The 18839-nt window shown below is 69.2% G+C and carries 13 protein-coding genes; 8 read left to right on the top strand and 5 right to left on the bottom strand.

The window, feature by feature from the left end:
* Positions 1-214 precede the first annotated feature (214 nt).
* From AB0G84_RS24445 to AB0G84_RS24435, 3 genes are all read left to right on the top strand, one after another.
* Positions 215-733 carry a DUF4240 domain-containing protein gene (locus AB0G84_RS24445; RefSeq protein WP_361324504.1) on the top strand — a complete coding sequence of 173 codons (519 nt, stop codon included), beginning with the start codon at positions 215-217 and terminating at the stop codon, positions 731-733.
* A 136-nt stretch (positions 734-869) separates the two neighbouring features.
* On the top strand, positions 870-1754 hold the full coding sequence (locus AB0G84_RS24440) for a TIGR01777 family oxidoreductase (RefSeq protein WP_361324501.1): 885 nt from the start codon (positions 870-872) through the stop codon (positions 1752-1754).
* Positions 1755-2064: 310 nt separating this feature from the next.
* Positions 2065-3369: an NAD(P)/FAD-dependent oxidoreductase gene (locus AB0G84_RS24435; RefSeq protein ID WP_361324498.1), complete on the top strand. Its 1305-nt coding sequence runs from the start codon at positions 2065-2067 to the stop codon at positions 3367-3369.
* 103 nt (positions 3370-3472) lie between these two features.
* On the opposite strand, the gene AB0G84_RS24430 is transcribed toward AB0G84_RS24435, so the two are convergent.
* Positions 3473-4933, bottom strand: coding sequence for a regulator (locus AB0G84_RS24430; RefSeq protein ID WP_361324495.1), 1461 nt, complete (start codon positions 4931-4933; stop codon positions 3473-3475).
* Positions 4934-5229: 296 nt separating this feature from the next.
* On the opposite strand from AB0G84_RS24430, the gene lipB reads away from it, so the two are divergent.
* The 4 genes from lipB (at position 5230) to AB0G84_RS24410 (ending at position 8304) form a co-directional block, all read left to right on the top strand.
* Positions 5230-6045 (top strand): lipoyl(octanoyl) transferase LipB, encoded by an 816-nt coding sequence (lipB, locus tag AB0G84_RS24425; protein WP_361324492.1) that lies wholly within the window; start codon positions 5230-5232, stop codon positions 6043-6045.
* A 131-nt stretch (positions 6046-6176) separates the two neighbouring features.
* Entirely contained in the window at positions 6177-7127 is a 951-nt protein-coding gene (gene lipA / locus AB0G84_RS24420) for a lipoyl synthase (protein ID WP_361324489.1), read from the top strand.
* Between the two features lie 237 nt (positions 7128-7364).
* Positions 7365-7583: a hypothetical protein gene (locus tag AB0G84_RS24415; RefSeq protein ID WP_361324612.1), complete on the top strand. Its 219-nt coding sequence runs from the start codon at positions 7365-7367 to the stop codon at positions 7581-7583.
* A 10-nt stretch (positions 7584-7593) separates the two neighbouring features.
* Positions 7594-8304, top strand: coding sequence for a DUF4191 domain-containing protein (locus tag AB0G84_RS24410; RefSeq protein ID WP_361324486.1), 711 nt, complete (start codon positions 7594-7596; stop codon positions 8302-8304).
* Between the two features lie 478 nt (positions 8305-8782).
* Here AB0G84_RS24410 and AB0G84_RS24405 read toward each other — a convergent pair whose 3' ends face one another.
* Complete coding sequence (locus AB0G84_RS24405; protein ID WP_361324483.1) at positions 8783-9250, bottom strand: RDD family protein; 468 nt, start codon at positions 9248-9250, stop codon at positions 8783-8785.
* A 276-nt stretch (positions 9251-9526) separates the two neighbouring features.
* On the opposite strand from AB0G84_RS24405, the gene glnA reads away from it, so the two are divergent.
* Positions 9527-10936, top strand: a complete 1410-nt coding sequence (gene glnA, locus AB0G84_RS24400) for a type I glutamate--ammonia ligase (protein ID WP_361324480.1) — start codon at positions 9527-9529, stop codon at positions 10934-10936.
* A 148-nt stretch (positions 10937-11084) separates the two neighbouring features.
* Here the strand turns inward: glnA and AB0G84_RS24395 are convergent, their stop codons facing one another.
* The 3 genes from AB0G84_RS24395 to AB0G84_RS24385 form a co-directional block, all read right to left on the bottom strand.
* On the bottom strand, positions 11085-11885 hold the full coding sequence (locus AB0G84_RS24395) for a hypothetical protein (RefSeq protein WP_361324477.1): 801 nt from the start codon (positions 11883-11885) through the stop codon (positions 11085-11087).
* Complete coding sequence (locus tag AB0G84_RS24390) at positions 11882-16660, bottom strand: DUF6531 domain-containing protein (RefSeq protein WP_361324474.1); 4779 nt, start codon at positions 16658-16660, stop codon at positions 11882-11884. Before AB0G84_RS24390 ends, AB0G84_RS24395 begins: the two co-directional genes overlap by 4 nt.
* Positions 16661-17007: 347 nt before the next feature.
* Positions 17008-18786 carry a hypothetical protein gene (locus tag AB0G84_RS24385; RefSeq protein ID WP_361324471.1) on the bottom strand — a complete coding sequence of 593 codons (1779 nt, stop codon included), beginning with the start codon at positions 18784-18786 and terminating at the stop codon, positions 17008-17010.
* Positions 18787-18839 lie beyond the last annotated feature (53 nt).

The raw sequence follows: 18839 nt of genomic DNA, 5'->3' as shown, positions 1-18839 counted from the left end.
GGCCCTCGTTCGGTCGTTGCACGCCGTCCAACGAGTGATGCCGGGGCCGGTCACCCGCGGCGGATCACCGGCCGCGGGTGACCGGCCGGAAACGGCACCCACGATCGGGGCACCACGCCACCGGTCCGGACATCCGCCGTCCTGATAACGAGACCGTCGCATCCGGGGCATTCCGCATGCGGCGCGCCGCGCCAGGGCAGATGCTGGAGCGGTGATGGACGAGACGGAGTTCTGGGAGCTGATCGACGGATCCCGCGAGGCCGCCGAGGGCGACCCGCAGGAGCAGGCCGACGCGCTGGTCGAGCGGCTGCTCGCGCTCGACCCGGACGCCGTCGTGGACTTCGCCCGCCACTTCGAATCCCGTTACAACCGGGCGTACACCTGGGACCTGTGGGCGGCGGCCGCGCTGCTGCTGGACGGCGCCAGCGACGACGCCTTCGATTTCTTCCGCTGCTGGCTGATCGGCCAGGGCCGGGAGGTCTTCGAGGGCGCCCTGCACGGCGTGGACCATCTGGCCGAGCTGCTGGAGGACTTCGACGAGGCGGTGGACGGCGACGCCGAGGAGCTGGGTTACGCGGCCGACGAGGCGTACGAGCAGATGACCGGCGGGGTGATGCCGGACCTGGGCCTGTCCCCGCCGCCCCGCGAACCGCTCGGCAGCTACCTCGACTTCGACGACGACGCGACCCTCGCGGAACGCTTCCCCCTCCTGTGGGACCGCTTCCGGCGCTGAGGGCCGTCCCCTCGTCCCTCGGGGAGTGTCCTTGCGGGGCCGCGGCCGGGCCCCGCCCGAAGGCCGATTCAGGCCGGCGGGCCGAGCGGGCCGGGGGATGCCGCCACCGGACCGGCACTGCGGGCAGTATGGGCCCATGCGGATCGCGATCACCGGCTCGACCGGACTCATCGGCGCGGAACTCGTACGCTCCCTGCACGCCGAAGGCCATGACGTCGTACGGCTCGTGCGGCGCGCCCCCACGGCCGCCGACGAGGTGCGCTGGGACCCCAGGGCCCAGCGGGTCGACACGGCCGGGCTGGCCGGCTGCGAAGCGGTGGTGCACCTGGCCGGCGCCGGGGTCGGCGACCACCGCTGGACGGCGGCATACAAGCAGGAGATCCGCGACAGCCGGGTGCTGGGGACCCGGACCCTCGCCACGGCGCTCGCCTCGATGGACACCCCGCCGCGGGTCTTCGTCTGCGGCAGCGCGATCGGCTACTACGGCGACACCGGTGCCCGGCGGGTGGACGAGACCTCGCCGGCCGGCTCCGGGTTCCTGCCGGAGGTCTGTGTGGCCTGGGAGCAGGCCGCGAAGCCGGCGCAGGACGCGGGGATCCGTACGGTCTTCGCCCGCACCGGGCTGGTGGTGGCCCGCTCCGGCGGCGCCTGGGGCCGGCTCTTCCCGCTCTTCCGGCTGGGCCTGGGCGGGCGGCTGGGCGACGGCAGCCAGTACTGGAGCTTCATCTCCCTGCACGACCACGTCCGGGCGCTGCGCCACCTGGTCGACGACGGGGAGCTGACCGGCCCGGTCAACCTCACCGCCCCGGAGCCGGTCACCAACCGCGAGGTGACGGCCGTGATGGGCCGGGTGCTCAACCGCCCCACGCTGTGCACCGTCCCGGCGCCGGTGCTGCGGATCGCCCTCGGGGAGTTCGCCGGCGATGTGCTGGGCAGTCAGCGGGTCATCCCGCGGCGGCTGCTGGACTCCGGGTTCGCCTACGACCATCCGCGGATCGCGGAGGCGGTACGGGCGGCCTGAGCCGCGGTACGGGCGGCACTGGCGACTGCAGCGGTACGGGCGGCTGCGGTGGTACGGGCGGCACTGGCGGCTGCGGTGGCGAAGGCGACCGGGGAGCCGCCGGCGCGCGGGCCGGGAGCCGTCCACGCCGGGTAGACGCCGGCCCCCGGCACCGGGGCGGCCGGCGGCGCTTCGACGCGCCCCGGACGCCCCCTGTCGCAGGCGCCCCCTCCTTCCTACCGTCCTCGCACACACCACTCGGCATCCCGCGTGCCGGCACCGGGCATGACTCCGGTGCGCCACCGCTGGAACCGACCTCCGGGAGGGGCATGTGCTGCGCACCGCATCGACCGTGGACGTCGTCATCGTGGGAGCCGGCCCGGCCGGTCTCGCCGCCGCCCGCCATCTGACCGGCGCGGGAGTGTCGGTCACCGTCCTGGAGGCCTCGGAGCGGGTCGGCGGCAGGTCCGTCACCGACCGGATCGATGGCTTCCGGCTGGACCGCTGCGCCCGGCCACTGGCGGTCTCCGGCGCCGAGCTGCGCCGTACGCCGGGGCTCGAAGGGCTGACGCTGCGTCCGTTCGCATCCGGCCTGAGCCTCCACAACGGCCAGCGGGCGCAGCGCATCGGCGCTCCCCGGAGCACGAGGGGCGCACTTTCCGCAGCGCGCGCCCTCTCGCGCGCCGTCCGCTGGCCCCATCCGCACCCCGATCACCGCACCGACCGCACCACCCCCGCCGCCCTCCCGCCCCCGGACCGCCCCATCCGCGACGTGCTGGCGAGCCGCCCGGCGTTCCCGCCCCGCGCCCATGACGCCTTCCTGCGACCGCTGCTGAGCGCGCTGCTGGGCGACCCCCAGCTGCGCGGGTCCAGTCGGGGCGCGGCAGCCGCGCTGCGTGCGTACGCCGAGGGGCGACTGAGCCTGCCGGGCGGCGGCGCCGCGGCCGTGCCCGAGCTGCTCGCCGCGGCGCTGCCGCCCGGCACGGTCCGCACCTCGGTCCGGGTCACCTCGGTCTCCGTGACCGGCGTCAGCACCGCCCACCACGGCCCCATCCCCTGCCGGGCGGTGCTGGTGGCCACCGGAGCCCGGGACGCCGCCGAGCTCCTGCCGGGGCTGCGGGTGCCCGCCTTCCACGGCATGGCGGTGCTGCACCACACCGCGGGGGCGGCGTCCGGGCTCCGTGCCGCGGTGTCCCGCGAGACCGCGCTGGTCCTCCCGTCGGACGGCCCGGTGGCCTACAGCTACCTGGCGGGCGCCATCGATCCCTCCCGTACGCCGCCCGGCCGGTCGCTGATCACCACGGCCGTGCTGGGCGCCGCGGCGGCGCTGCCGGCGTCCGTCCTGGACAAGACCGTCCGGCCCCAGCTGGAGCGGATCTACGGGGCGCGGGCCGACGACTGGGAGCTGCTGACCGCCCATCACGATCCGTACGCGGTGCCCGCGATGCCGGTGCCGCACGACCCGGCGCGCACCGTCCGGGTGCTCGCCGGCCTCTACGTCTGCGGCGACCACCGCGACACCAGCACCCTGCAGGGTGCGCTCAACTCCGGCCGCCGGGCCGCCCGGGCGCTGCTGCAGGACTTCGGGCTGCCGGCCCTGACGACCGAGCCGGACCCGCTGCGCACGGCGGCCTGACCGCCGACCCTCGGCCCCCCACGGGGCGGGTACGGCAGGGGCCGTGGGCCGCGGCGGGCCGGGCCCCTGCCAAGCCGCGGGCCGGGCCCCTGCCGCGCCGCGCTCAGCCCAGCGCCGCCACCCGCTCGCGGTAGCCGCGCACCGCCGCCGCATCGCGGTACGGCTCCAGCCGGCGCTCGAACTCCCTGACGTACTCATGGGCCCGCGCCGACCGCATCTCGGAGGCCTGGAGCGCCGCCTCCGCGCCCAGCGTGCAGGCCTGCTCCAGCTCCCCCAGGCCCAGCCGCGCGGTGGCCAGCACCACCCGGCAGAACAGCCGGCTGCGGGCGAAGCCGGCGGCCCGCAGCTGCAGGGAGCGCTCGGCGTGCTGGGAGGCCGCACGGTACTGCTGGAGATCGCGGTGGCAGTGCGCCAGCTCGTCGGCGAGCTGCGCCTCGTCGAAGAAGCGTGCCCAGTACGGGGTGTCGTCACCGGGCCGGGCGGACTCCAGGGCCCGCTCGGCGCGGGACAGCGCCGTGGTGCAGGCCCGGACCTCGCCCAGCACGCTGTGGCCGCGCGCCTCCGCGGAGTGCAGCAGCGCCTGGACGGCGGGCGGGGCACTACTGCCGATGCCCTGCTGGGCGACGCGCGCCAACTGGACGGCCTCCCTGCCGTGCCCCAGATAGACGGCCTGCCGGCTCATCGTCACCAGGACGTAGCCGCCGTACGCCCGGTCGCCGGCGGCCTGTGCCAGCCGCAGCGACTGGACGAAGTACCGCTGTGCCAGGCCGTGGGCCGCGATGTCGTACGACGTCCAGCCCGCCAGCCGGGTCAGGTCGGCGGCGGCCGCGAAGAGCCGGCGCCCGGTGGCCTCCCCGTAGCTGCCGCGCAGCATCGGCTCGGCCTCGTGCTCCAGGTAGCGCACCAGCGCCTGCCGGGCGTGGCCGCCGCCGTAGGCGTGGTCCAGCGCCCGGAACAGTTCCCCGACCGAGCGCAGCGCGGCGATGTCCCCGGAGGTGACCCGGGAGCCCTCGGCGCGGTCGACGCGGTCGGTGCGGCGCTGCCGCGGCACCGCGGCCCGGCCCCCCTGGGCGGGTACCCGGCCGGGCGCCTCCCCGACGGCCGGCTCCCCGCGTGCGACCCGGTCGTCGGGGCGGCCGATCAGCCAGTCCCGGCTGGGCACCACCAGCCCGGCCGGGGTGAACGCGATCTTGCGGAGCTCGGCGTGGCTGCCGGAGTCCTTGCGCCACAGGCCACTGACGATGTCGACCGCCTCACTGGGCGTCGAGGCGAATTCGAGCCCGGCATACACCGGCGCACAGGCGTCCAGGCCGAGGTCCTGGGCGGACAGCCGACGCCCCAGCCGTCGGGTGAACACCTCGGCGATCAGTGCGGGCGTGGTACCCCGCGGCTGCTGGCCGCGCAGCCAGCGGGTCACCGAGGTCTTGTCGTAACGCAGGTCGAGTCCGTGCTCCAGGCCGAGCTGGTCGACCCGTCTGGCCAGGCCGGCATTGGAAAATCCCGCCTCGGAGATGAGGGCGGCGAGCTGGCGGTTGGGTGTGTGGTGCGGGGGACGTTCCGTCATCAGCTTTACCGGTCTCCTGCCTTCCGGGCCGGGCTGCCGGGTTCGGCGGACCCTGTCCGGCATGCTCATCGCCCTCTTGGAACGGCGTGAATGTAACGGCCTTCGGAGCCGTTCTCGCCGCCTGCGCCACGCGTTCATCCGATCGTGTGAGCAGGGGTGGGGCGCTGATGGACGGCCCGATGACCGGCCGCTTGAAGGGCCCGGAAGCGGCCGCCGTACAGTGGCAGGGGCGTCTTGGCACCGGACGGGCATCGACCGTGCGGCGAAGCGCCACAGAGGTTCGAAGAGGAGCTGCCGTGACTGCGATCTCTCGGGGGGAGACCCCCGTACCCGAGGGGCTGCGCTTTGTGCATCTGGGCTTCGGCGCCGATGCCGTGGAGTACGGGTCGGCGTGGGAGGAGCAGCGTCGGGTGCACGCCGCCCGGTTCGCGGACGAGGTGCCCGACACCTGTCTGCTGCTGGAGCACCCGCCCGTATACACGGCGGGCCGGCGCACCACCGACGACGAGCGCCCTCTGGACGGGACCCCGGTCATCGACGTCGACCGCGGCGGGAAGATCACCTGGCACGGCCCCGGCCAGCTGGTGGGTTACCCCATCCAGAAGCTGCCGCGTCCGGTTGACGTCGTCGCCCACGTCCGGCGGCTCGAAGAGGCGCTGATCCGGGTCTGTGCCGAGTTCGGCGTGGAGGGCACCCGGGTCGAGGGCCGCAGCGGTGTGTGGGTGCTGGGCGACCCGGTGGAGGAGCGGCAGGCCCTGGGCGGGCTGAACCTCGACTTCGACCCGCGGATGACGGACGAGCTGTTCGACCCCCGGCTCAACGGCCCCGAGTACGCACCGTCCAACGCCGGCCAGCGCCGTGAGGACCGCAAGCTCGCCGCGATCGGCATCCGCGTCGCCAAGGGCGTGACCATGCACGGCTTCGCGCTGAACGTGAACCCGGACAACACCTCGTTCGACAAGATCGTGCCGTGCGGCATCCGGGACGCCGGCGTCGCCTCGCTCGCCGGGGAGCTGGGCCGCGAGGTCACCATCGCCGAGGTGCTGCCGGTCGTCGAGAAGCACCTGCGGGAAGTCCTGGAGAATGCCGAGCTGCTTCCCCGGGCGGTCTGACCGCCGGGGCGGCGCGGGAATGCACCCTCACCGCCCGGGGTTGTGAGCACGTAAAAGCGTGCGAATTATCGGGCGTACCCTGGTGTACGCCGCCGAATCGAATGCCGCGTACTGCAGAAAGGGGCGCCGACGTGTCCGCTGTCGCACCCGACGGACGCAAGATGCTCCGCCTGGAGGTCCGGAACAGCCAGACCCCCATCGAGCGCAAGCCCGAGTGGATCAAGACCCGGGCGAAAATGGGTCCCGAGTACAACCACCTCCAGGGCCTGGTCAAGAGCGAGGGCCTGCACACGGTCTGCCAGGAGGCGGGCTGTCCCAACATCTTCGAGTGCTGGGAGGACCGCGAGGCCACCTTCCTCATCGGCGGTGACCAGTGCACCCGCCGCTGCGACTTCTGCCAGATCGACACCGGTAAGCCGCAGGAGCTGGACCGCGACGAGCCCCGCCGGGTCGCCGAGTCGGTGCAGACCATGGGCCTGAAGTACGCCACGATCACCGGCGTCGCCCGTGACGACCTGGAGGACGGCGGTGCCTGGCTCTACGCCGAGACCGTCCGGCAGATCCACGCCGCGATGCCCGACACCGGCGTCGAGCTGCTGATCCCCGACTTCAACGCGGTCCCCGAGCAGCTGGCCGAGGTCTTCTCCTCCCGGCCGCAGGTGCTCGCCCACAACGTCGAGACCGTCCCGCGGATCTTCAAGCGGATCCGCCCCGGCTTCCGCTACGAGCGCTCGCTGGAGGTCATCTCCAAGTCCCGCGAGGCCGGTCTGGTGACCAAGTCCAACCTCATCCTGGGCATGGGCGAGGAGCGCGAGGAGATCAGCCAGGCGCTGCAGGACCTCTACGACGCGGGCTGCGAGCTGATCACCATCACCCAGTACCTGCGCCCGTCGGTCCGCCACCACCCGATCGAGCGCTGGGTCAAGCCCGCCGAGTTCGTCGAGCTCAAGGAGGAGGCCGAGGAGATCGGCTACGCCGGCGTCATGTCCGGCCCGCTGGTCCGGTCCTCCTACCGCGCCGGCCGCCTCTACCAGCAGGCCATCGAGAAGCGCGAGGTCGAGGCCTCCAGTCAGGCGGTTTGAGCTCCTCGGCGCGCCACGGCGTGAAGCGTGCCACATGCTGGGAATCGCGGCCCGCACTCCCCCAGGACGGGGGGCGTGGCGGGCCGCGTCAATGTGCGGGGCGCGGTCCGCGTCAACGTTTCATAGGTGTTTGACCGGCAGGTCATCCGTTGGTAACACCTTTCCGTGACGATGGATGCACGCACCGCTCCCGCACTTGTCCATGCATCGTCGATCGACCCGAGGGAGTCACCCACCATGCAGGCCGCGCCGCTTCGCGCCACCCCCGCCCGCCCCCTGCCGTCCGTCGCCGGTGCCCTGCGCGCCGTCGAGGCCGTCCTGATGAGCGGCGGACAGCGCACCGCCCGCCGCAACGCCTGGACGTCGGTCCTGGAGGACCGCGCCCGCGCCAAGGACCGGTACGAGGCCGAGTACGTACTGGAGGCCGCGGCGACCCGTCGCCCCCAGGCCACGTAAACTTCGCTGTATGGCGAGGAAGGCAAACTCAGACGGCGCTGCCGGCGCTGAGAACTCCGGGCGGCTGAAGCAGATCGCCCTGACCTACAAGATGACCCGTCGGGTCGACTCCAAGGTCGGTCTTGTCGTCGCTGGCGTAGGCATCGTCGTATTCGGCGTTCTCCTTGCCATCGGCTTCGTGATCGGCCACCCCATCTACGCAGGGATCCTGGGCTTCGTCCTGGCCTTCCTCGCGATGGCGATCGTCTTCGGACGGCGCGCCGAGCGTGCGGCCTTCGGGCAGATGGAGGGCCAGCCCGGTGCGGCGGCGGCCGTGCTGGACAACGTCGGCCGCGGCTGGACGGTCACCCCCGCGGTGGCCATGAACCGCAACCAGGACGTGGTGCACCGCGCCGTCGGCAAGGCCGGCATCGTGCTGGTCGGCGAGGGCAACCCGAACCGGCTGCGCAGCCTGCTGGCCGCCGAGAAGAAGCGAATGGCCCGCACGGTCGCGGACGCCCCGGTGCACGACATCGTGGTGGGCGACGGCGAGGGTGAGGTGCCGCTGAAGAAGCTGCGCACCACCCTGCTGAAGCTGCCGCGGGTGCTGCCCGGCGCCCAGGTGACCGCGGTGAACGACCGACTGCGTGCGCTGGGTGACCTGATGAGCAACATGCCGGTGCCGAAGGGCCCGATGCCGAAGGGCATGCGGATGCCGAAGGGCGGCGGCAAGGCGCGCTGAGCCAGCGCCTGTCCGGCTCGTGCACATGAGGGTGGGCCCGGGACCGTTACGGTCCCGGGCCCACCCTCATGTCTTGCCCCCGTATGTCTCGCGTGACGGCGTGACGGCATGACCGGTAAGGCGGGCCCGGCCCGGATCCGACCGCGGGAGGGGCTCCCGGCCCGCCCGTGTCCCCCATGTATCCACCGCGTATCCGATCCCCGTCGTCGTATCCGATCACGGAAAGGACATCCGCGGCCGGGGACATTGCATCCGATCGGGGCGCGGGCGTCCGGCAGGGAGGCACTGGAGGTCCGATCAGGGGCATGGCGCCCGACCGGGAGGCATTGGAGGTCCGATCAGGGGCATGCCGCCCGACCGGGAGGCATTGGAGGTCCGATCAGGGGCATGCCGCCCGACCGGGAGGCATTGGAGGTCCGATCAGGGGCATGGCGCCCGACCGGGGTGACCGGCCGGGGCCTCCGGCCGGGCCGTCGTGCTACATCCGGACCTGGACGGCGCGCGCCAGGCGGTCGTGCAGCCCGCGTCCGTCGCGGTCCCAGACCACTGCCGGGATGACCAGGACCAGCAGGACCGTACGCAGGACGACCCTCAGCACCGAGATCCGGCCACCGCCCTCGGCGAGCACCCGCAGACCCAGCAGCCGCTTGCCCGGCGTGAAGCCCACGGTGCCGACCGTCAGCACGCTGAGCACGGCGAAGACCACCAGCGCCCAGTTGCTCGCCGCCTGCGCCTTGCCGCCGCTGAGCAGCCCGTACGCGATGAGCAGGCACATCGCCCAGTCGATGAAGAGGGCCGCGAAACGGCGTCCGGGGCGGGCGAGCGCGCCCGGCCCCTCCTCCGGCAGCCCGAGCCGCTGCCCGCGGTAACCGAACTCGACGCCCATGTCCTCGGCTGCCGCGCGGGGCCCGGAGATCCACGATCCGATTGCTTGCCTATTGTCCACCCGACCACGGTACTGCGACCGCATACGTTCGATTCCCCGAGGTCGCCACGGACCGACGCGGTGCGGTACAGGGGCCGCACCGGTCGGGTCGAAATGTATGGCTTTGACGCACACTGGGGGGTAAGAGCGCCCGCACGGCGGTTAACCTCGGCGAAACAAATGGGTCATGCTCGGGAAATCCCGCCTGCCTATGGTCGGGCGAGCGCGCCACCGCTGGTCGCGTTCCGAGTAGCAATCCCGCGTCCGCCGACCGGTGACCGGGCTAGGAGGAGTTGGATGTTCCAGAACGCCGACGAGGCCAAGAAGTTCATCGCGGACGAGGACGTCAAGTTCATCGATGTCCGCTTCTGCGACCTGCCCGGTGTGATGCAGCACTTCACGATCCCGGCAGCGTCCTTCGACCCGGCCGAAGAGCTGGCGTTCGACGGCTCCTCGATCCGTGGTTTCCAGGCCATTCACGAGTCCGACATGGCCCTGCGCGCCGACCTGTCCACCGCCCGTGTGGACCCGTTCCGCCGCGACAAGACGGTCAACGTCAACTTCTTCATCCACGACCCGATCACCGGCGAGCAGTACAGCCGTGACCCGCGGAACATCGCCAAGAAGGCCGAGGCCTACCTCGCCTCCACCGGCATCGCTGACACCGCGTTCTTCGGTCCCGAGGCCGAGTTCTACGTCTTCGACAACGTCCGTTTCGAGACGAAGTCGAACGAGTCCTTCTACCACATCGACTCCGAGGCCGGCGCCTGGAACACCGGTTCCGAGGAGAACAACCGCGGGTACAAGGTCCGCTACAAGGGCGGTTACTTCCCGGCCCCGCCGGTCGACCACTTCGCCGACCTGCGCGCCGAGATCTCCCTGGAGCTGGACAAGGCCGGCCTGCAGGTCGAGCGCCAGCACCACGAGGTCGGCACGGCCGGCCAGGCGGAGATCAACTACAAGTTCAACACCCTGCTCGCCGCCGCCGACGACCTGATGCTGTTCAAGTACATCGTCAAGAACGTCGCCTGGCGCAACGGCAAGACCGCGACCTTCATGCCCAAGCCGATCTTCGGTGACAACGGCTCCGGCATGCACGTCCACCAGTCGCTGTGGCAGGGCGGCGCGCCCCTCTTCTACGACGAGCAGGGCTACGCGGGCCTCTCGGACACCGCCCGCTACTACATCGGCGGCATCCTCAAGCACGCACCCTCCCTCCTCGCCTTCACCAACCCGACGGTGAACTCCTACCACCGCCTGGTCCCCGGCTTCGAGGCCCCGGTCAACCTGGTCTACTCGCAGCGCAACCGCTCCGCGGCCATGCGCATCCCGATCACCGGCTCGAACCCGAAGGCCAAGCGCGTCGAGTTCCGCGCCCCGGACCCGTCCTCCAACCCGTACCTGGCCTTCTCCGCCCTGCTGCTGGCCGGCCTGGACGGCGTCAAGAACAAGATCGAGCCGGCCGAGCCGATCGACAAGGACCTCTACGAGCTGGCCCCCGAGGAGCACGCGGGCGTCCCCCAGGTGCCCACCTCGCTCCCGGCCGTCCTCGACGCCCTCGAGGCCGACAACGAGTACCTCCAGCAGGGCGGCGTCTTCACCGCCGACCTGATCGAGACCTGGATCGACTACAAGCGCACCAACGAGATCGCCCCGATCCAGCTCCGGCCGCACCCGCACGAGTTCGAGCTGTACTACGACATCTAAAAAGTAGAGCTCGAACTCGGCAGCCGAAGGAATGCTCAGAGCGGTTGCCTCCACTCAGGTGGAGGCAACCGCTCGTCGTCTCTCGCGACCCCTCTGTCGGCGACCGACTGTCTTTTGCCGAACCTGGACCGTCAACGCGACACGGACGCTATCCCACGTCGCGGGCCGGCTCGGGCTCGAACGCCATGAGCGTCAGGCCTGTGACGTGGATGACTGCGTTCCACTCGTCCTGGGTCAAGTCCGGGAATTCCTCCAGTACACAGCTGGGGACAGGACAGCCACCAGCGCTTAGCACTACCTTCGCGAGGGCCACCCCCGAGCGGCTGAGGCACAAGCGCGGCCCTTGGTGGGGCTCCTCGGAGTGCAGCACCGCGATGCGCTGAGCGGCGTCCTTGTTGTCGGGTGTTTCCGACGCGAAGTTCAGGAGCGCGGTCCGCAATTGCGCAGTAAGTTCGTCCTGGTGCAGGTCAGCGCGTTCCGAAATGGCAGCCAGCGCCTGGCAGAACTGCTCTCTCGCTACCGACCGGGGCGGCCTCGGGGTGACCTGCGGATGTTGGCCGGCAAGGTCGCTTACAGGCTCGGGCTCCGATTGAAGCCCCATGAAAATGAGCTTGGAGACCAGCAGTACGGCCTCCCACTCCTCCTGGCTCAGAGTCGGGAAACTCTTCTGCACCTGGGGCGGAAGGTCGCTCTGGTCTGCGTACAGGAGCACGTCCGGCAGTTCTACGTCATAGTCCGCAAGCCGAAGACCGAGGCTTCGTCCCCAGGGGCGGTCCTCAGCACCAACGGTGACCAGTTCGACGCGCGATCGCTCGTCCAGCGCCTGCGAAGCCAGTTCGCGCAGCGCGGTGGTGACTGCCGCACTGAGGCCGGCCTCGTTTACGTCACCCCTTTCGCCGACACACAACAGGGCCTGACGCAGGCGTCCGCGCGGCGATGACTGATTCATCGTCTCCTCCTACGGCCGCCGCCTGAGTCGAGGGGCTGGACGGTCGTCTTCTCCACGTACTTGTTGAACTCATCGATCTTGTCCGCCGGTACCGCATAGCGGCCTGGCTCATTGGTCGGCTTGATCTCGTACTGTTTCAACCAGGCCAACACCTCTGGCTTGCAGTGGAACTCCATTTTGTGGGTGTAATTCTTGCTCTTGCCCAGCGTGCCGGGGTTGACCTTGCCGGTCTGGGCGATCCACTTTGGCTGCCGTTCGTGGCCGGGCCTCGGGACAAGGCCCCCGTTCGGCTTCACTGCGGCGCTCGCCTTCGCTTCCGCCTCGCTGCCGTACCGTTCGATGATGACCGGGCACTTCTTCTTCGCCAAGCCGAGTGGGTCGATCTCGGCGAAGGGATTATCGACGTAGCCGTGTGGGTCGGGGGCGGGCCCGAGGCCGAGCGGATCGGGGCTGAGATATCGGGCGGTGAGTGAGTCGTAATAGCGGAACAGGTTGTAGTGCAGGCCGCTCTCACGGTCGTGGTACTGACCTGGGAAGCCGAGGCTGCATTCCACCACGGCCTCGCGGGGATCAGCGGGATGCGGTGTTCCCCACAGCGTGGACCTGGAATGCCAGGCAATCGCACCGTCTTCATCGACAAGTTCCGTGGGTGTGCCGACCAGGTCAGTGATGATGGAGTAGAACCGCTCGTCGAATTCCTCTTGCGCCGGCTCGGATACGCCGGCGGTTCGGTCCACTTGGGTCAGGACGCGGTAGCCGACCGGATCCCACTCCCAGCTGGTGACCTGGACACCGGCCGGCCCTGCACCGCTGCGCAGTTCCTCGGCAAGAACGGTGCCGTCCCAGGTGAACGTGGTCTGCTCCACCACAGTGGTGGTGTCGCCGCTCAGCCGCTGCTTGGCGATGCGGCGGCCGAGGGGGTCGTAGTCATAGCGCCAGAGGGTTCCGTCCGGGAGTGTGACCGTGGTGAGGCGGTCGTCTGCGTCCCAGGAATAGTGCCAGCTGCGGGTGCCGCCGGAGAGCAGCCTGCGGCATTGCTTGATGACCCGTCCCTGGCCGTCGTACTCGTAACTGGTGCGGCCTGCCCGGCGGAGCAGAGTGCCGTCGTACGACCTCGTCCCCGCGGTGTCGTTCAGGTTCGCCTGCCCGGCGGTCTGGCCTCCCGTGTAGGCCAGGTTGCCCGCAGTGTCATAGGCATACGTCTCGGACCAGTTGTGTCCCGAGACGCTGGTGACCCGCCCCACCGGATCCAGGTCGAGGGCTCGCGTCCCCAGCATGGTGTCCGTGAAGCCGAGCAGCTGATCGTCCGGGCGGTAGGCGAAGGTGCGGTGTCGTAGCGCAGTCTCAGGTCTGCCGGCACCAGGCGGCGCCGACACACTTGAGAGGGTCTGGGCCGTCATACGGTTGGCCGGATCCCAGGTCTGGGAGAGGACCGCCGCACCGAGATTGCGGCGGATCTCCCGACCGGCGAGGTCGTGGCCGAACCTGACCTCTCGCCCAGCGCTGACCAGCGTTGCCGGTCGACCGGCCGCATCGTAGGTCCACCGGCTCTCTACACCGCTGGGGGTACGGCGCAGGGTGCGCCGGCCCAGGTCGTCATAGCCGAACTCGATGACCGCCAAGTCCTGTTGTTCCGTCAGCAAATGACCTGCCGGGTCGTATGTGAAAGCCAGGTCCGTGGCGCCGTTCGCCGCGTACAGCAGACGGCCTTCGGCGTCGTAGTGGAATCGCGCTCCGCCGGCCTGCGTGGATTCTCGAACCACACGGTCGAGCAGATCGCGGGTGTAGCGCACGGTCTGGCCTGCACCGTTGGTTCGCGACGTCAGCCTGCCGGCCACATCGTGTGTGTAGCTGATGTGCCGTCCGTTGAAGTCGGTCTCCTGCACGACCCGGCCCAGCGAGTCATAGGTGTAGCGCCACAGTTGTCCCTGAGGGTTGGTGACGGCGACGAGCCGCAGCTCAGCGTCATAGGCGAAGGTGAACCTGGCACCGTCGGGGCCCGTACGGGCAGAGACTCGGTCAAACAACGTGTATTCGAAGGACGTGGTTCCGCCAGCCGCATCGACGTGCTGGAGCAGGTTCTCCTCGGCGTCGTAGGACCACCGCTCGGTGTGACCGTCAGGTCGAGTGCACCAGGCTGGCTGTCCTTCCACCGTCCAGCCGAACGCCGTCACCGCGCCCATCGGATCGGTCACCAGCCGGGGTCGGCCGAAGGCGTCCCGCTCGCATCTGCTCACGGCTCCCAGAGGGTCGGTGACGGTTACCGGCAATCCGGCGGCGTTGGTGGTGAGCCGGGTGGTCTGACCGATTGCGTCGGTGACGGCTGTGAGACGACCGAAAGAGCCGTACTCATAACTGGTGGTGGCTCCGACGGGATCGGTGATCTGCAGCAGGTTTCCGCAATCGTCGTACGCGTACTGCCAGCCCGCACCGTCCGCACCGACCATGAGCAAGGGCTGGTGGAACTCGTTGTAGACAGCGGTCATCCGCGAGCCATCGGGGCGGGTGACCGCGGTGGCGTTGCCCGCCGCGTCGTACTCCATCGTGACCGTACGGCCCAGCGGGTCCGTACGCCGCAGCAATCGGCGATACCGGTCCCATTCGAAGGTGGTGACCGCGCCCGAGGGATCGGTCTCCCTTGTCGTCTGGCCGCGCTCGTTGAGCTGGTAGACAGTGACCTGCCCCAGCGCATCGGTCACCCGGGTGCAGCGCGCCTCGTCGTCGTACACGAAGACGGCATCGAGGAAACCACCCTCGCCGCGGGTCTCGACACAGCGCCCAGCCGCGTCGTAGAGGTAGTCGTACCGGTGCCGATTGCGGTCGGTCCAGGAGGTGATCCGGCCGTCCTGGTCATACGTGAAGCGCATCGGTACACCGGACGAGTTGGTGACCTCGGTGAGATTCCCGTTGCCGTCATAGGCGAATGCAGTCAGCAGCAGTCCCACCGCGGAGTCGCCTTCGGCCTCCGCGCTACCAGTTGGCTCGGCAGCCAGTGCCACCGCATCCGAACTCCTCGCACCCAGCAGGCGCAGCCCGGTGATCCGTAGCCCTGCGGTCTCGACTCGGATCCGGTATCCGCCGCTGTGCCAGACCTCGTTGGGGGTGCCGTCGTCGGAGTAGTCAATGTCGATCTGATTCCCGTGCCGGTCGGTGATGGCCGTCAGCGGGAGCTGTGAAGCGCTCAGTCCTCTCCGCTCACCCGTAACGTTGGCCGGCTTGGCAAAGTGCCAGGAGCGTCCCTCCTGCGGGTCGCTGATGCGGAGTCCACCGGGCGTTTCCGGATCCCAGGTGAGCGGCCATCGGGGGCCCTCGACCGGGAGGACCGCATCATCATGCCCGGGCATCGGGTAGACCAAGATCATGCCGTCCTCAGCAGCGAAGACGACACCTTCGCCATCGACTTCGAGGCGCTGGTCGAGGGTCGAGGACCACGACGGGCCGAACCATCCACCGCAGCGGTACGAGGACACATGGGTTCGCTCGAGCAATAGCGGCAGAACAGCCGGCAGGCTGACGTCCTCTTGAGCCAGGACCATCTCACCCGAGGCGATGTCGATCGGATCGCTTCGACAGTTGCGGTCGTCCGCTGGGGTGCTGGTCTTGTGCGGCTCTGCTGCCCCGTTCCGCAGGGGCGATTTCGGTGCGCCCCTTCCCGGATTCTTGCCGCCGGCGCGGCTACCCGTCCCGCCGATGCCACCCCCCGGCGCCTTGGGGTCTTTCTTGTCGCCCTTGCCGATGCCTGTGAAGTGGTCAGCCAACCTACGGTCGTTGTCCTGATGGTTCTTGGCCATCTGCTTCACACCACGGGTCATGTTGTCGTCAAGATGCTTGGCGGTCTTCTTGACGCCATCCTCGATACCGTCGATGACCTTGTCCAACATCGCGTTAGCCGCATCAGCAATGGCGTCCTTGCCACGCGTACGCCCGTGGTGATTTCTGGCCCGGCCGATCTTGCCGCCGGCCTTGTTGCGGAAGGTGCCACCGGCGCTCTGCAGGCCCGTCACTACGCGGTCGTGCTCATCCAGGTCGAAACTGAACCCTCCGCCACCTCCGCCCCCACTGCCGCCGCCGGCACTGAGGAGTTCCATCGGGTTGGCCGCGGCCGACTTCGCGGAGTCCTTGGCGTCCTGCACACCTTGACGGAAGCCGTCCTTGCCGGCCTTGGCGGTCTGCCCCAGGTCCACTCCGTCCTTGGCTCCGAGGGCGTCGGCGCCGATCTGGACGACCAGGTCGCCGACCATTGCGCCCAGGGCCTCCTCGACGGGCGTCAGGGCGATGCTGATGACCTGTTCAGCGACCTGCTGGCACACCTCCTTGAAGAGGCGCTTGACGATTACGCGGGTCGCCTGGGTCGCAGCCAGCGCACCGACTTCGGAAAGACCCAGCGTGAACGGTGCCGCCGCCTGCGCGGCGATCACTTCTGCGGCGAGAATACCCAGCTGGACAATCGCGCCGATCTTCGCGCCCTCGATGAGGAGCGCCACACCATCCATGGCAGTGGCCGCCATGCGGCCGCACTCCCCCAGATTCTTGAGGTGAGTGCCATTGATCTTGCTCCAGTGAGCGTTGAGCGCATCGACAGCCAACGAGCCACCCGCTGACCCCACCAACCCCTGGATGGCCGTGTGAGCTTCGTTGGCACCGTGGTCGATGTCATCGGCGAACTCCCGCATGGCATCGGCCATGTCCCGGTAGTCGTCCTCGTCAACGTTCGGCCATGAGACACCGATGATGTCGAGTACTTCGTCCGCCCAACCAGGCAGCACCACACCCACGTAAGAACTCCCCCGTTGACCATTCCTCAGATGATCAAATACTTCCAGCTGGGCGAACGGCTTCTCAAGAGTCCTATGAGCCGTCAGGTGGCGCGATTCCCGCGAACGCCATCGCCCAGTCGTGTGTATCCCGGTCGTGGTCGAACGCCCACCAGGCGCTCCGCTTCGCCCACTATGTGCACCGGTCGTGCACCCACGCAGCCTTCAGACGGAATCTGTACAGGTCAGAGTACTTCTCGTGCTCTACTACGACATCTAGAAATAGAGCTCGAACGCGGCGAGTAGTTGGCCGAAGGACTCCCCGAGCGTCTGCTCGTAGGGGCACTGGACTGCCGACGGCTGCGGAGTCAGTCTCCCTCCGGCGTTGCCCACCACGGATCGTATTCGCGCACGAGCGGCTGGGTAGCTGGATGGTGGCGCAATCCGTGAGGCCCTGAAACGGGGGCTTCGGGCATGTCGATGAGCCATTCCAGCACGGCATCGGACTGCATGTCCGGGTGTTCCAAGTCGTCGATCAAGGCATCAGAACCACGGCAGTCGTACGGCTGTGGCAGCGTGAAACCAGCTTCGAGCGCATCGCGGACAATCTCTTCGCAGATCGCGCGCCACCGTCCCTGGCCCCACCAATGACACGTATAGCTTGTCGAGCCCCCGATCGTCATCAGCCTCAAAGTGGTATCCGGACCAAGAAGTTCGCTGTCGAGGCGTTGCCATTTACGGATCTGCTCACGCACCGTCGACTGCACCTCCGGCCATCCGTCGCCGAACAGGGAGGAGACATTCCGACCGTTGGGGAGTTTCCAGTCTGTATCAGTCAGTGACTGCTCGATCCCGTCCCAGTCGATACCTTCGTACGGGCAGACATGAGGCAGCACCGCGCGAGTCACCGCAATGTTCACTCGGGCCATCAGCACGTCCGAGGGAAGATGGTGAGCCTCCACAGCCGTTTCATTGCGCCAGCACCAGGCCGCGATACCCAGAGCCGCCGCATCGGGCACCGGATCCGGGTGCACGTTGCGGCCCGCCATACCGACAACCCAGCGCAGATAGGTGCTGAGATCGGGGTGCTGTACAGCTTCCTTGACGATGTCTGCAACCGGGATCTTCCGGTAGGAGGCTGCCGGGCTGAAGAGGGAGAGTAGCGCTTCCGCTTCGAACGCCTCCGCGGCTTCTCGATCAGCCCCCTCCACCACACGGACGCGAGTTGCATCGAGCAATCCCAACGCGCCGGCTCGATGTTGGACCACCGTGACCGCCTCGTCGCCCTGGAGGGTGACCGTGAGTTCGACCTCTTCGTCGAGTGCGGAAAAGGATTCCGGGAAATCGCCGCATACGTCTTCGTAGGGAAGAAATCGGAGCCGGCTTTCACGCGGGAAGTACTCGATGTCCAGCGCGGCGCTGGTACGCCACAGCGTAGCGAAGAGCATCGGGCCAGTTTCGGCATCCCAGTCCGAATCGTATTCGTCCGGGACCTCCCAGCCAGCCCAGTCGAGCGGGCCGAGCACTTCCATGAGCCGGTCTACGTACTCGCCCCACTGTTCGGTGTCCGGGCGACCCGCACGCCTCTCGGGTGCTGCTGCCGCCTGGCTGCCCAGCTGGCCAATGAGAGCGGCCGTACGTCTGCTGAAGAGCGATTCGGCCGACTCACCTTCCTCCGGGGTGACACCGGTGACGCTGTTGAGATACGCCGTATCGTCTGCCAGTTCCTGCTTGCGGCAGCGTGCGCACAAGTATCTGTACGGCTTGCCCCACTTGGCGGAGTAGCGCGTCAGTGAGCGACTCTGTCGGCAGTCACGACACGGCCCATAGCCCTTCTTGGGCCACCACAGCCACCAGTCGCCGTCGTAGTCGCCGGGCGAGGGCACCATCCCGCGGCCCAGTAGCGCGTCGGCAAGTGCCTCCAGGCTGCCGCCGTTCCTGTGAGGCATCTTTGCGTGCAACTGGTCATGCGCCGCAAGCAGTTCGTCGTCCGTGACCGCCTCTTCTCCCTGTAAGCGGCGCCGCACGGATACCGCTGCGGCGAGTGCTTGGACGGCGGGATCATCCCGCCGAAGTGACTGCCTGCTGCTTTCGACGACGGCCATCGCCTTGTCGACATCGGCTTCAGTGATTCCAGTGCTCCCCATGCTCCAGAGCTTACGAGCGACCTCTGACAGGGCTTTGAGTCAGTCTCCGGCGT

The organism is Streptomyces sp. NPDC020742 (assembly GCF_040641675.1).
GTDB lineage: Bacteria > Actinomycetota > Actinomycetes > Streptomycetales > Streptomycetaceae > Streptomyces.
Note: the sequence above shows the minus strand (reverse complement) of the source record. Positions and strands in the feature narration are given on the sequence as shown.